The following is a 14,052-nucleotide window of genomic DNA, read 5'->3' on the forward strand; positions in this document are numbered from 1 at the left end:
GCGCGCCGCTAATCCGACCTACATGAGAAAAAGCCGCGCGGTGCAGAGATGCACCGCGCGGCTTTTTTGCCTAGGTCGGATTAAGCCGAAGGCTGTAATCCGACATGTATCTGCTTATTTTTTCGTGTAGGTATTCAACCAATCGAGCACCGTGTGATGCCACAGCAGCGAATTGGCCGGTTTCAACACCCAGTGGTTTTCGTCCGGGAAGACCAGCAGCTTGCTCGGGATGCCACGGCGCTGCAGCGCCGTGAAGGTGCCCAGGCCTTGCGCGGTGGGGATACGGAAGTCCAGGTCGCCCTGCACCACCAGCATCGGCGTCTTCCAGTTCTTCACGAAGTTGACGGGATTGAACTGTTCGTGCTTGGCCGGTGCGTCGTAATAGGTGCCGCCGTTTTCCCACTCGGTGAACCACAGTTCTTCCGTTGCGTAAGCCATGCCGCGGTTGTCGAACACGCCGTCGTGGTTGACCAGGCATTTGAAGCCGTCCGGCCAGTTACCGGCGATCCAGTTCATCATGTAGCCGCCATACGACGCGCCCAGCGCGCAGCTGCGCTCGCGGTCCAGCCACGGGAACTTCTTGGTGGCCGCTTCCAGGCCCTTTTGCAAGTCGATCAGCGGCTTGCCGCCCCAGTCGCCGCTGATGGAATCCGTGAACTTCTGGCCATAGCCGGTGGAGCCATGGAAGTCGATGAAGACGGTGGCGTAGCCGGCGCCCGCATACACTTGCGGATTCCAGCGGTAGCTCCAGCTGTTGCCAAAGCTGCCTTGCGGGCCGCCGTGCACCAAAAAGGCGATCGGATACTTTTCACCGGCCTTGGCGTTCCACGGCTTCATCACGTGGCCGTAGACGGTTTCGCCATTCGCGCCGGCGAACGAGAACTGTTCATATTCGCCGAAGCGCACGTCCGCCAGCGCTGCCGCGTTCTGCTTCGTCAACTGCTGCAGTGGTGCGTTTTCCGACTTGGCGTCGAGCTTGCGTGTGTACAGCTGCGCGCCCGAGGCCAGGTTGGCTTGCGCCAGCACGATGGTATTGCCGCGCATGTCGAAGTCGCCCACGGCGCCCTTGCCCGTCAGCGCGTTGACCTTGCCGCTGGCCGCGTCGATGTGGAACAGACGGTGCTGGCCCACGTCATCGGCGGCGACCAGGAAAGCCTTGCTGTCCGGCGTCCAGCGGAAGTCCGCTACGGAACGGTCCCAGTCGTCGGCCAGGGTGCGCTTCTTGCCCGTGGCAACATCCATCAGCACCAAATGAAAACGGTCCGCCTCGAAGCCTGGCTTGGTCATGGCAACATACGCCAGCGTGCGGCCATCGGGCGAATACGTGGCTTTCGCATCCCAGGCCGGATTGTCGGCGGTGAGGTTGCGCGGCGCCTGGCCGCCGGCGGCAGGGATCGTGTAGACGTCGAAGTTGGTCGACCACGCTTCCGTGCGGCCGGCCACGCGCACGGAGAAGGCCACCGTCTTGCCGTCCGGGCTGAAATGGTATTCGCCATTGTCGCCGAACGGTTTCGATGGCGCGTCGCCATCGAGGGTGCCGCTCAGGCTGACGGGCGTGGCGCTGACCTTGCCTGTGGCGTCGATCGGTGCCGAGTACAGCGCGTTGCGGCGGCCGTCGGCCCAGGTATCCCAGTGGCGCACGAACATCTGCTCGTAGACCATGCCGCTGGCCTTGTTCTTCGCTTTTTCATCCAGGCGCTTCTTGGTGCACGCGATATCGGCGCAATCGAGGAAGACGCCCATGCTGAAGGCCAGGCGATCGCCCTGCGGCGACAGCCGGTAGGTGTCGACGTCCAGCGCCAGGTCGGTGACCTTGGCCGCTTCGCCGCCGGTCAGGGGCAGCTGCCATACTTGCGAGGAGCCGGAGCGGCCGGACAGGAAGTAGATGGCGTCGCCGTTCGGCGACCATTGCGGGTCGCTGGCGCTGGCATCGCCACGCGTGAGCTGGCGTGGCGCCGCGTTCGGCGCGCGCAGGTCGATCAGCCACAGCTGCGTGTTGCCGCGGTTTTTGTCCAGGTTAGTCGTGCGCACCGTGTAGACGACGCGCGTGGCGTCCGGCGACAGCACGGGGCTGCCCACTCTTTCCATTGCCACCATGTCTTCCACGGTGAAACCGCGCGGCGCGGCCAATGCCGGCACGGCGGCAGTGGTGGCCATGGCGGCACTGAATGCTCCCAAGAGCAGCAGACGTAAACTCATTCAAACTCCCGATTCTGATGACGACGTTATTGATATGGTATTGACGTGGCCGGCTGTACCGCCGGCAGCCCGACATCATAGCAATAAAGATGCGCTTGCTGCGGGAGTTGACCGCCGGTTAGCCGGCTGGCAGTGCCAGTTGGTCGAGTGCCAAGTGGCCCAGGAAGCCGCCCTGGCTGGTGGCCGGCAAGCCGTCTTCAATGGCGTGGGTAAAGCGGATGCCGGAGTCTTGTTCCAACGCGGCCAGCACGCGTGCCACGTGCGGATAATCGGCCAGGCTGGCCAGTTGCAGCGGTTCGGCCCAGCGCGCCGTGGCGGCCAGGTAGGCGTCGGCGATGCTCGGTGCCGTCTCCGAAGCGAGCCAGGCGCGGCCAGCGAGCAGGCGCTCCAGGTGCGCCAGGCTTTTGTTGACCTTCTCGATGGCCATCTCGCGCCAGATAGCCGCGCGCGTATCGTCCGGCGCTGCACGCGACGCCTGGAAGGCGGGCATGAAGGCGGCGTGAAACGTCGTGTGCAGAAAGGACAGTACGCTGTTCAGGCGGTCGTAGGCGGGCGTGCCCTGCGCAAAACCGAGGCCTTTGTGCGGTGCGCGGGCGGCCAGGTGCAGCAGGATCGCCATGCTTTCCAGCAGCGGCGCGCCCGCGTGCGTGAGCAGGGCCGGCGTCTGGCTCAGCGGATTGATGGCGAGAAAGGCGGGATGCTGCTTGCTGGCCGGCTCGCGTGCTTCCACGCGAGCCAGGCGATACGGCAAGCCGCTCCATTCGAGGGCGGCGATGGAGGCAAACGAGCAGCCGAACGGCACGCTATAGATCAGGGTGGTTTCCATGCTGGAGCTCCAATTGGATGGGGGAAGGGCAGTCTAAGGGTAATGGTTACTATTTGGAAGAAGGCAGAATAATGTGGTATAGGTACATTTTTTATACCAGGTGGGAAGCGAACCATGAAAGACAATGTCTCCGGCTGCGCCGTGGAAGAAGCCATGCGACTGCTGGGCGGCCGCTGGCGCATAGTGCTGCTCAGCTATCTGATGGCGGGGCCGAAGCGTTTCAGCGAAATCCGCCGCGCCGTGCCGAATATCTCGCAGCGCATGCTGACCCTGGATTTGCGCGCGCTGGAAGAGGCGGGCTTGCTGACGCGCACGATTTACGCGGAAGTGCCCGTCAAGGTCGAGTACCAACTGACGCACGAGGGCCTGCGTCTGCGCGAGCTGGTCGAGATGCTGCGCGCCATTGGCCTGCGCCTGCGCGGGCAGGCGGATGCGGGCGGCGCCTTTCTTGCGTCCGACGCTGGATAAATGTCTCTAGAGAAACAGCTGTTTTTATGCAAAGTGCTAGACTGCCGGCCTTAGCTCACTACTCTCGATACCCATGCGCCTGACTACTCTCGCCCTGACCGCCGCCGCCCTGTTCGCCGCCTTGCCGGCCCATGCGGCCAGCATGCCGACACTCGAACAAATCCATGCCGCCGTGCAGGCGGGCGTGGCCAGGACCCAAGCCAGGATGCAATCGTCAATACCGGTTCCCATTTCCGTCAAGGTGACCAGCCTGGCCGGCTGCCAGGATTCGCAGGAAGTGCCAGGCGAAGTGGTGTGCCTGGTGGCCATGAGCGCCGGCATGCGCGATGGGTTTAATGTGTTGCCTCTGCGTAAAGAGGGCGATACCTGGGTCGGCGTCGAGCGCAAGAACGCCAGGTTCGCGGGACCGTCGCCGGCCGAGGCGCAAGCGATGATACGCGCCTGGGCCAAGGAAGAAGTGGCGCGCAATCCGGACGCGGCCAAGGACGTGCAGATGCAGGAAGCGCAGAGCACCATGCAGGTCAAGGCCGTCAACGAGTGCGACGTCAAGCGCAAGACGGGCTACCTCGTGTGCGACACGGAATTGAGCGTGCCGAGCCGTCCGGATGGCATCAAGACGGAACTGACCTTCATGCTGGACAGCGGCAACTGGCGCTACGTGCCGCGCTAGGCCGCCGGCCGCCACGCCGCTCTCGCATCAGTCAGCTACTTCTCCCTGCATAGCGCCAGCGTCTTTTCGCGACGTCTGGCGCTGGCGCACACCTTTTCTTTCCTGCACAGCATGCCCGTGTGGTGGCCATGAGGCTGCCGGCAGACATGCGCCTCCATCCTCGGCAGGATGCATACGATTCCACAAAAATAATATGGATTAATTGATATATTTATTGATTAATCATTTATTACCAATTGAAATGATAGAATTGGTGATTATTGCTGTATTTGTCGCGATTTTGCCATATAAACTAATTTATTTGGTTTAATCATTATTTTCGGCGTATTATATTGATAATGGGCAAGTAAATGCCGCGATTTGAATGGGTGGAGAACCGTCGTGCTGAAAAAAATAACGAGTAGCGAACTCATGCTGGGAATGTATGTCGAGCGCCTCGGCCGCTCCTGGCTGGAGAACCCGTTCTGGAAGCGTTCCTTTTTACTCGAATCGCCGTCTGACCTGGAGCGTATCCGGGCGGCCCGCCTGAATGAAGTGTGGATCGACACGGCGCGCGGGCTGGCGCCGCCTGAACCTGTTGCCGCTGCCGCGCCGCCCGTTCCTGCAGCCGGCGCCGCCGGCACGGAAGCTGACGTGCCGGCCGTCTCCGTCCCCGTCGTGAATGTGGCGCCTGCCCTGTCGCGCGAGGCGGAAATGGCGCACGCCCGGCGCCTGCTCGAACGCACGCGCCAGGCCGTGCAGACCATGTTCGACGAAGCGCGCATGGGCAAGGCCTTGGCCGTGGGGCAGGCCTACGAGCTGGTCGACGACATCGCCTCTTCGGTGTTGCGCGGCGGCGGCCTGCTGCTGGGCCTGGCACGCCTGAAAACGGCCGACAACTATACGTATATGCACTCGGTAGCCGTGTGTGCGCTGATGACGGCGCTGGCCAGGGAGCTGGAGCTGGCGCCGGAGCAAGTGCGCTCGGCCGGCCTGGCGGGATTGCTGCACGATATCGGCAAGATGGCCGTGCCGTCGGCCATCCTGAACAAGCCTGGCAGCTTGAGCGAAGCGGAATTTTCCTCCGTGCGTGCCCATCCGGCCGCCGGCCACCGCATGCTGCTCGAGGTGGACGATATCGATCCGGTGGCGCTGGACGTGTGCCTGCACCACCATGAAAAACTCGATGGCAGCGGTTATCCCAAGGGCTTGTGCGGCGAGGAAATCAGCCTGTATGCGCGCATGGGCGCCATCTGTGACGTGTACGACGCGATCACCTCGAACCGGCCGTACAAGCAGGGCTGGTGCCCGGCCGAGTCGCTGCGCCGCATGGCTGCCTGGCGTGGCGGGCATCTGGACGCGACATTGTTTGCCGCCTTCGTCAAATGCCTGGGCATTTATCCGCTGGGCACCCTGGTGCGGCTGCAATCGGAGCGCCTGGCCGTGGTGGTGGGGCAGGCGGCGGGCAAGACGCTGACCTCGCCCACGGTCCGCGTCTTTTTTTCCATCCGCGCCGGCACCTGCATCGTGCCCAGCGTCATCGACCTGGCGGCGCCGGGTTGTCAAGAGCGCATTGTTTCCACGGAAAGCGCTGCCCAGTGGGGCTTGCTGGACGTCGACCGTTACTGGGTCGGCGAAGCTGCCGTGGCATAGCGTTAGTCACGCCAGGAATAAAGTATATTTTATTAATAATAAAATATTAAAATAAGGATGCCAGTACCGCGTCCGTTTTCCTGTCTGGCGACCGTTCCTTGTCCGCATACCCGTCAGCGTACGGGCTACCACTGAGGATGTGACCATGCGAATCAATCTTCCCGTCAGCGATACCGAGATCAATCTGAGCGATACCGAGACCATCGTCTCGACTACCGACTTGCAAGGCAATATCACCTATGCGAACCCGTATTTCATCGCCGTCAGCGGCTATAGTGCGGAAGAATTGATCGGCGCGCCGCAAAACATCCTCCGGCATCCGGATATGCCGGTCGAAGCGTTCGCCGATTTCTGGGCCACCATCCGCTCGGGACGCTCGTGGAGCGGCATGGTGAAAAACCGCTGCAAGGATGGCGATTACTACTGGGTGCTGGCAAACGTGACGCCGGTGGTGGAAGACGGCGTGGCTGTCGGCTACATGTCCGTGCGCACCAAGCCCACGCGCCAGCAGGTGGCGCAGGCGTCCGCCCTGTACGCGCGCATCAAGGCGGGGCAGGCCGATGGCATCGCCCTCAGCCAGGGCGCGGCCGTGCGCACGGGCTGGCTGGCGAAGTTCGCGAGCCTGCGCGATCTGCCGCTGGGCAAGCGCATCGGCTGGAATCTGGGCTTGCTGAGCCTGGTATTGCTGCTGCAACTGGCGTGGAATGCGGGCGTGTTGCCAGATGCAAGCCACGGCTGGCTGACGGGCCTGTCCGTGCTGGCCTTGTGCGCGACCCTGTATTTCTGGCACAGCTTGCACCGCGCCGTGCTGCAACCGCTGCAGCGGGCACGCCAGGCCTGTGACGTGATGGCGGGCGGCGACCTGACGGGCGAGCTCGATACCACGCGGCGCGACGAGATGGGGCAGCTGCTGCGTTCCTTGCGCCAGCTGCGCGTGAACTTGCACTCCATCGTTGGCGATGTGCGCGGCAATTTCTTGCGCATCAGCATGGCCAGCCAGGAAATCGCCGCCGGCAATATGGATTTGTCGGGCCGCACGGAAGCGCAGGCATCGGCCCTGGAACAGACGGCATCGAGCATGGAGCAACTGGCCGCCACGGTGCAGCAAAACAGCGGCAACGCCGTGCAAGCGAGCGACATGGCGGGCAAGGTGCATGGCCTGGCGGGGCGCGGCGGCGAAATCGTTGGCCAGATGGTAAACATGATGGCGGACATTAATGCCTCGTCAAAGAAGATCGGCGACATTACGGGCATCATCGAGGGCATTGCCTTCCAGACCAATATCCTCGCCCTGAACGCGGCAGTGGAAGCGGCGCGCGCGGGCGACCAGGGGCGCGGTTTTGCCGTCGTGGCGGGCGAGGTGCGCAGCCTGGCCCATCGCAGCGCGGCGGCCGCCACGGAAATCAAGCAATTGATCACGGCATCGCTGGCGCAGGTGCAGGCGGGCGCGAAGCTGGCGCAGCAGGCGGGCGCCAGCAGCGCCGAAATGCTGGGCGCCGTGCAGGGCGTGCACGGCATCATGGAAGAGATTGCCTCAGCTTCCCGCGAGCAAAGCCACGGCATCGGCCAGGTCAACATGGCCGTCACGCAGATGGATGAGGTGACGCAGCAGAACGCTGCCCTGGTCGAGGAATCGGCGGCCGCCTCGGCGTCGCTGCAAGACCAGGCCTTGCAGCTGGAGCAGGCGATGGCCCTGTTCAAGCTGGAACGGCGGCGCGGCGGCCCGGCCACGCCCCTGCGTGCGCCCGAGCGTCGCCGCGCTACAGCAGGCGCTCTGACAGCGCCTTGAAGTCCACTTGCGGTACGAGAAAGACAAACGGTGTTGAAAGGGGCGGCAACTGCGCCAGCAAGCCGCAGTCGGCGCGCAAGGCCGTCAGCGCTTGCACTTGATCCACATCAACGGGCAAGTCGATTTCGCCGAAGACCAGTTTGCCGTTGCGCGGCACGTGCGCGATGGCCGCGTCCTGGCAAGCAAGGAAGGCGACGGCAGCGGGCCAGTTGCCGAACAGCGTATGCCAGTCGGCATCCAGAGCATGCTCCGCTGTGATGTCCGCCTGCACATCGAGCGCAGGGGCGCTGCCGGTGCCGGATGCAATGCTGCAGTGCGCCTGCGTGGCGCCGACTTCCAGCGTCATGCTGGCGGCCAGGTGCGTCGGCAAGATATCGCTGAACAGCCGCGTGCCCAGCGCATGGGGCAAGCTATCCATGATGTTTTTCAGAAAATATACGCAGGGCACGGCGGGCGCGCCCTGCGGCGTGTGGTCCAGATATAAACGCCAGTTGCTTTGCAGGGGCGAGGGCAGCAGCCGGCGCAAGGGGCCTGGCAGGGCCGGGCCGAAATGCCCGTGGCGGTAGGTCAGCACGGTAAACGGCGTCTTGCCGTCGCGCTGCCACAAGGCCACACCTGCGGGCACTAATTTTTGCGCGGCAGCGGCGTCGACCAGCCAGCTCACGTAGACGACGTCGCGCACGTCGCTGTGCAGGGTCAGGAAGGGCAGGCGCGACATGACAGCCTGGCGCACATTGGCGAAACGCGTGCAATTGGCGAGCGCGGCAAACAGGCGCCCCGGCCAGCCCGCGCGCGGGTGACGATAAGTGTTGTCTTGCAATTGGGAAGTCTTTCGAGTGCGGTGATGCAGGCGGACGACGCCGCCTGCCGGAGACGCTACGTCTTATTGCATGTGCCAGCCGTGGCTCACTACTATCGACTGGCCGCTCAGGGCCGTCGACGGGAACGCCGCCAGGAAGACGGCCGTTTGCGCCACGTCTTGCGTGGTGGTGAATTCGCCGTCGATCGTGTCTTTCAGCATCACTTTCTTGATCACGTCCTCTTCGCTGATGTTCAGCTGGGCTGCCTGTTCGGGGATTTGCTTGTCGACCAGCGGCGTGCGCACGAAGCCGGGGCAGATGACGTTGGCGCGGATGCCGTCCTTCGCGCCTTCCTTGGCCACCACCTTGGCCAGGCCCAGCAAACCATGCTTGGCGGCCACGTAGGCGCTCTTGAACGGCGAGCCTTCGTGCGAGTGCACGGAACCCATGTAGATGATGGCGCCGCCGCGGCCGGCCTTGATCATTTCGCGCATGCAGGCGCGCGTGGTGAGGAAGGCGCCGTCCAGATGGATGGCCAGCATCTTTTTCCACTGCTCGAACGGGTAGTCGACGACGGGACTGATGATCTGGATGCCCGCGTTGCTGATCAGGATATCGATGCCGCCGAAGTGGGCCGCGGCATCGGCCACGCCCTTGTCGACTTGTTCTTCGCTGGAGACATCCATGGCGACGGCAAACGCCTGGCCGCCCGATTGCTTGATTTCCTCGGCCGTCTTGCTGGCCGCTTCCAGGGCCAGGTCGGCGATGACGACCTTGGCGCCTTGTTTCGCGTATTCAATGGCCATTTCCTTGCCGATACCACTGGCGGCGCCGGTAATCAGTGCGACTTTGTCTTTGAGTTGCATATTAATCCTTTGCATTGCGGGTTGGAGTGATCGTGGGAAGTCAGACTATGCCAGTATAGCCAGAAAACGCGTCAGGCATGCCCCGCGCACGCCTGCAAACCGGCTTGCTTCTCCTGTAATTGCTGCAGGCGCCAGGCGCCGGGATTGGTGCCCGCCCAGACGCGGAACGCGTGGTTGAACGCGCTTTGTTCCTGGTAACCGAGCAGAAAGGCGATGTCGACCAGCGACAGGTCCGGCTCGCGCAGATAATCGCGCGCCAGGCCGTAGCGGGCCTGGTCCAGCAGGGCCTGGAAGCTGGTGCCCGCGTCGGCCAGCTTGCGCTGCAAGGTGCGCGGCGTGACGGCCAGGGTGGCGGCAACGCTGGCCAGCCGCGCCGAACCCTGGCGCAAGCCTGCCACGATGGCCGCGTGCACGTGCGCCTCGATGCCGGCGCCGCTCCCCGCTGCGGCCTGGCGCTGCGCCAGCAGTTGTTCTGCGTGCTGGCATAGCACCGGATACAGGCTGACGTCCGCGTTTGGCACGGGCCAGTCCAGCAATTGCGCGTCGAAGGTGGCCGTGTTGGTGCTGGCGCCAAAGGCGGGCAGGCTGCCCAGCACGCGCACGTATTCGTCGCAGTGCGTGGCGTGGCGCAGCAGGTCGCCGCCGCCGTCATGGGTAAACGCCAGCCGGGCCGGCGGCAGCGGCATGCCGGCCAGCCAGTCGCCGCACACTTTGACACCGGCAAAGACGCTGTCGACCAGGTGCCGGCTGGCGCCCGGGTAATTACTGGCCCAGCGGTAATGCGCGACGGCGCCGTCGCGCTGCAGCGTCGAGCGGCCCAGGTCATGCGCCAGCCGTTCGTAGCGGGCCGTCTGCTCCAGTGCCTGGCCCACATTCTTGCAACTGAGTAAAATCAAGCCGTACGCGCTGTACGTGCCCATGCGTACGCGCTGGCCCACGTGCAGGCCGAAATGCGCGTCGCCCGCCAGCTTTGCTGCCGCATCGAGCAGGCGCACGTAGTCGCGCGCGGCCAGGCTGGCCGCTGACGCTGCCAGGCTGTGCGCCGGCACGCCGGCCGCTTGCGCCAGCGTGGCTACCGCGATGCCGTGCGCGCCGGCCGCTTCGAGCAGCGGCAGCAGATAGGCACCGGCGACACGGCCGTCAGTACTTGTCATGATGAAACAATGCGATTGTCATGAAAAACCAATACCCTTGGCCTGTGGCGGCATATGCTGTTGAGAAGGCAAGGACAGTATAGCAAGCCGCCGTGGCGCGCAACTGGACCAATAAGAGGGGATGTCGATGCAACGCTGGAATGGCTGGGGGGACGAGAGCGTCACATACGCGCTGAGCGCGGAGGCGCTGGCATTCCTGGGCGAGCGCCTGGGGCCGGGCAGCGGCATGCTCGATGCCACATTGGACGAGGCCTGCGCGCAAGTGCCCGCGTCGCGCCTGGCGCCGCATCCGCTGATCGATACCCTGCCTGCCACGCGCGTGCGCCATGCGCTCGGTCAAAGCCTGCCCGACTGGTTCAAATTGCGCCACGGCCGCATCGGTGTTGTTCCCGATGGGGTGGCGTTTCCCGACAGCGCGCTGCAGGTGCGCCAGTTGCTCGACTACGCGCGCCAGGCCTGCGTGGCCGTGATACCGCACGGTGGCGGCACCAGCGTGGCCGGACACCTGACGGTGGCGGCGGGGGCGCGCCCCGTGCTGGCGCTGAGCCTCGTGCGCCTGTGCGCGCTGGGGCACCTGGACCGCGAAGCGCAGCTGGCCACGTTTGGCGCGGGCGTCTACGGCCCCGACCTGGAAGCGCAGCTGCGTACACACGGCTATACTCTGGGCCACTATCCGCAATCGTTCGAATACTCCACCCTGGGCGGCTGGATCGCCACGCGCTCGTCGGGCCAGCAATCGCTGCGCTATGGCCGCATCGAGCAGCTGTTCGCGGGCGGCGAGGTGGAAACGCCGTCCGGCACCCTGACGATTCCCACGTTTCCCGCTTCGGCGGCCGGCATCGACCTGCGCGAAATGGTGCTCGGTTCCGAGGGACGGCTGGGCATCCTGACGCAGGCGACGCTGCGCATTTCGCCGCTGCCGCCCTACGAAGCATTCCACGCCGTGTTTTTCGCCGATTGGGGCCAGGCACAGGCGGCCGTGCGGACGCTGGCCCAGTCGCGCCTGCCCCTGTGCATGCTGCGCCTGTCGAACGCGCTCGAGACACAAACCATGCTGACCCTGGCCGGGCATAAAAAACTGGTGGGATTATTGGAGCGCTACCTGTCCCTGCGCGGCTGCGCGCAAGGCAAGTGCATGCTGATGCTGGGCGTCAGCGGAGACGTTAAACCGGCACGCGCGGCCCTGCGCGGCGCCCTGGCGCTGGCGCGGCGGCACAAGGGCGTGCACGTGGGACGCCACATGGGCGACAAGTGGAAGCAGGGGAGATTTCGCAACGTATACCTGCGTAACGGCGCCTGGGAACATGGCTATGTCATCGACACGGTGGAAACGGCCGTCGACTGGCCCCGCGTCACGCCCATGATGGCGGCGCTGGAGCAGGCGGGCACGAATGCGCTGGCCGCGCACGGCGAGCAGGTGCACGCCTACACGCATCTGTCGCACGTGTATGCGCAGGGCGCCAGCGTCTACACCACGTATGTGTACCGGCTGGCTCCCACGTATGAAGACAACATGGCGCGCTGGCGCAGCCTGAAGGACGCGGCCTGCGCCGCCATCGTGGCCAACGGCGGCACCATCAGCCACCAGCATGGCGTGGGCACGGACCACGCGCCGTGGCTGGTCGCCGAAAAGGGCGAGCTGGGCATCGCGGCCATGCGCGCACTGTTCCGCCAGGTCGACCCGCAGGGCATGATGAACCCCGGCAAACTGCTGCCTGACGTCGGAGACCCATCGTGAACAGGGCGGATCTGCCTGGCGTCCTGGCGCGCGAGTGGGATATCTTGATCGTCGGCGGCGGCATCACGGGCGCCGGCATCTTGCTGGAAGCAGCGCGGCGCGGCTTGAAGGCGCTGCTTGTGGAGCAGCGCGATTTCGCCTGGGGCACGTCGAGCCGCTCCTCGAAGCTGGTGCACGGCGGCTTGCGCTACCTCAAGCAGGGCCAGTTCGCGCTGACGCGCGAATCGGTGCATGAGCGGCAAGCCTTGCTGGCGGATGCGGCGGGTCTGGTCGAGCCGCAGGGCTTTGCCTTTGGCGACTACGTCGGCAAGAAGCCGGGGCGGCGCCAGTTCATGCTGGGCCTGGCCATCTATGACGTGATGGCGGGCCGGCGCGCGCGCCGCTATGTCGACGCGGCGGACTTTGCCATGCTGGCGCCGCACGTCCAGCGCGAAGGGCTGCGCGGCGGCATGCTGTACCAGGACGCCAAGACGGACGACGCGCGCCTGGTGCTGCGCGTGCTGCAGGAAGCGCGCCGGCATGGCGGCGTGGCCGTCAATTACCTGGGCGTGGCATCGCTGATCCGTGAAGATGGCAAGGTCGTGGGCGCCATGCTCAAGGATGCGGTGGATGACACGGCGCCTGCCGTGCGCGCGCACCTGGTGATCAGCGCCACGGGCGCCTGGGCCGACGGCTTGCGCGGCCAGGTGGGAGCGCCGCCGAAACTGCGGCCCCTGCGCGGCAGCCATCTGCTGCTGCCGGCCTGGCGCCTGCCGCTTGCGCAAGCCGTCAGCCTGATGCATCCGCAGGATGGCCGTCCCGTGTTTGCGTATCCGTGGGAGGGCGTGACCCTGGTGGGCACTACCGATGTCGACCACGGCGCCAGCCTGGACCTGGAGCCTGCCATCACGCGCGGCGAACTTGCCTATCTGATGACGGCGCTGCGCTGGCAGTTCCCGCAGCTGGCGCTGGGCGAAGACGATGTGCTGGCCACGTTTGCCGGCGTGCGCCCCGTCATCGACAGCGGCCAGCTTGACCCGTCGAAGGAAGCGCGCGAACATGCGCTATGGCTGGAAAATGGCTTGTTGACGGTGGCGGGCGGCAAGCTGACGACGTTCCGCGTGATCGCCCTCGATGCGCTGCGCCGGGCCGCGCCGCTGTTGCCGGGCTGGCAGGCGGATTTGCGCCCCTTGCCGATCTTTGACGCAACACGGCCCCTGTCGGGCAAGGCCTTGCTGCTCGACGGCGAACAGCGCGCGCGCCTGCTGGGCCGTCATGGCGCGGCCGCGCAGGCCCTGTGCGATGCGGCGCGCGAGGGCGAACTGGCGCCGGTTCCCGGCACGCAGACCCTGTGGGCACAGCTGCGCTGGGGCGCGCGCAACGAGGACGTGCGGCACCTGGACGACCTGCTGCTGCGGCGCACGCGCCTCGGTTTGCAGCTGGCCGGCGGCGCGCTTGCTATCATGCCGCGCCTGCGCGCCATCTGCCAGCATGAACTGGGCTGGGACGATGCGCGCTGGGATGCGGAACAGGTGCGCTACCTGGCCCTGTGGCGCAGCCATTACAGCGTGCCGCAGGGCGATTGAAAAACCATAAAAAATAAGGAGAACAGCATCGACACCACCCTGTTTGGCCAGCCCCTGGCGCTGGGCGACGCCCGCATCACCTATGACAGCCTGTCGCCGCTGGACCTGCGCCAGAGCGTGGAGGTTCTCGTCGACGACCTTGGCGAAGACCTGCTGCAAATCACGTGCGCGAACGGCGACATCGTCGACGTGGGCTGGTATCCGGCCTGGAATGAACAGGGACGCTTGCGCGTGGTGGCCGTGCGCGGGCAGGACTGGGAAGCGCCCGTCTTCAGCGCGCAGCCGGAAAAAGATCCGCAGGCGCTGCTGGCCGCGCTGCGCGCCGCGCTGGCCAGCGTGGCATAA

General features: G+C 65.1%; 12 protein-coding genes. 7 read left to right on the forward strand and 5 right to left on the reverse strand.

Annotated features, from left to right (window positions below; genetic code table 11):
* Window positions 1-114: 114 nt before the first annotated feature.
* Both CNX70_RS10840 and CNX70_RS10845 read right to left on the reverse strand, forming a co-directional pair.
* Window positions 115-2,199: a S9 family peptidase gene (locus CNX70_RS10840; protein WP_096234696.1), complete on the reverse strand. Its 2,085-nt coding sequence runs from the start codon at window positions 2,197-2,199 to the stop codon at window positions 115-117.
* 118 nt (window positions 2,200-2,317) lie between these two features.
* The gene (locus tag CNX70_RS10845) at window positions 2,318-3,025 is read right to left on the reverse strand and encodes a glutathione S-transferase family protein (protein WP_096234697.1); all 708 of its coding nucleotides are present in this window, start codon (window positions 3,023-3,025) and stop codon (window positions 2,318-2,320) included.
* A 114-nt stretch (window positions 3,026-3,139) separates the two neighbouring features.
* Between CNX70_RS10845 and CNX70_RS10850 the strand changes: the two genes are divergently transcribed.
* The 4 genes from CNX70_RS10850 (at window position 3,140) to CNX70_RS10865 (ending at window position 7,584) form a co-directional block, all read left to right on the forward strand.
* A complete protein-coding gene (locus CNX70_RS10850; protein ID WP_096234698.1) occupies window positions 3,140-3,493 on the forward strand; it encodes a winged helix-turn-helix transcriptional regulator in 354 nt (117 codons plus the stop codon).
* A 73-nt stretch (window positions 3,494-3,566) separates the two neighbouring features.
* Entirely contained in the window at window positions 3,567-4,163 is a 597-nt protein-coding gene (locus tag CNX70_RS10855; protein WP_096234699.1) for a hypothetical protein, read from the forward strand.
* A gap of 381 nt (window positions 4,164-4,544) precedes the next feature.
* Window positions 4,545-5,795, forward strand: a complete 1,251-nt coding sequence (locus tag CNX70_RS10860; protein WP_096234700.1) for an HD-GYP domain-containing protein — start codon at window positions 4,545-4,547, stop codon at window positions 5,793-5,795.
* 145 nt (window positions 5,796-5,940) lie between these two features.
* Window positions 5,941-7,584 (forward strand): methyl-accepting chemotaxis protein, encoded by a 1,644-nt coding sequence (locus tag CNX70_RS10865; RefSeq protein ID WP_096234701.1) that lies wholly within the window; start codon window positions 5,941-5,943, stop codon window positions 7,582-7,584.
* Here CNX70_RS10865 and CNX70_RS10870 read toward each other — a convergent pair.
* The 3 genes from CNX70_RS10870 to CNX70_RS10880 all read right to left on the reverse strand — a co-directional run bounded on the left by CNX70_RS10870 (window position 7,556) and on the right by CNX70_RS10880 (window position 10,404).
* Window positions 7,556-8,404 carry a DUF2071 domain-containing protein gene (locus CNX70_RS10870; protein WP_096234702.1) on the reverse strand — a complete coding sequence of 283 codons (849 nt, stop codon included), beginning with the start codon at window positions 8,402-8,404 and terminating at the stop codon, window positions 7,556-7,558. The genes CNX70_RS10865 and CNX70_RS10870 overlap by 29 nt on opposite strands.
* Before the next feature lie 63 nt (window positions 8,405-8,467).
* Entirely contained in the window at window positions 8,468-9,250 is a 783-nt protein-coding gene (locus tag CNX70_RS10875) for a 3-hydroxybutyrate dehydrogenase (protein WP_096234703.1), read from the reverse strand.
* A 71-nt stretch (window positions 9,251-9,321) separates the two neighbouring features.
* Complete coding sequence (locus CNX70_RS10880; protein WP_096234704.1) at window positions 9,322-10,404, reverse strand: AraC family transcriptional regulator; 1,083 nt, start codon at window positions 10,402-10,404, stop codon at window positions 9,322-9,324.
* A gap of 127 nt (window positions 10,405-10,531) precedes the next feature.
* On the opposite strand from CNX70_RS10880, the gene CNX70_RS10885 reads away from it, so the two are divergent.
* The 3 genes from CNX70_RS10885 to CNX70_RS10895 all read left to right on the forward strand — a co-directional run bounded on the left by CNX70_RS10885 (window position 10,532) and on the right by CNX70_RS10895 (window position 14,052).
* Window positions 10,532-12,142, forward strand: coding sequence for an FAD-binding oxidoreductase (locus CNX70_RS10885; protein ID WP_096238392.1), 1,611 nt, complete (start codon window positions 10,532-10,534; stop codon window positions 12,140-12,142).
* Window positions 12,139-13,707 (forward strand): glycerol-3-phosphate dehydrogenase/oxidase, encoded by a 1,569-nt coding sequence (locus CNX70_RS10890; RefSeq protein WP_096234705.1) that lies wholly within the window; start codon window positions 12,139-12,141, stop codon window positions 13,705-13,707. Before CNX70_RS10885 ends, CNX70_RS10890 begins: the two co-directional genes overlap by 4 nt.
* Before the next feature lie 117 nt (window positions 13,708-13,824).
* Window positions 13,825-14,052 (forward strand): hypothetical protein, encoded by a 228-nt coding sequence (locus CNX70_RS10895; protein WP_071078277.1) that lies wholly within the window; start codon window positions 13,825-13,827, stop codon window positions 14,050-14,052.

It is taken from the genome of Janthinobacterium svalbardense (assembly GCF_002327145.1).
Lineage (GTDB): Bacteria > Pseudomonadota > Gammaproteobacteria > Burkholderiales > Burkholderiaceae_D > Janthinobacterium > Janthinobacterium tructae.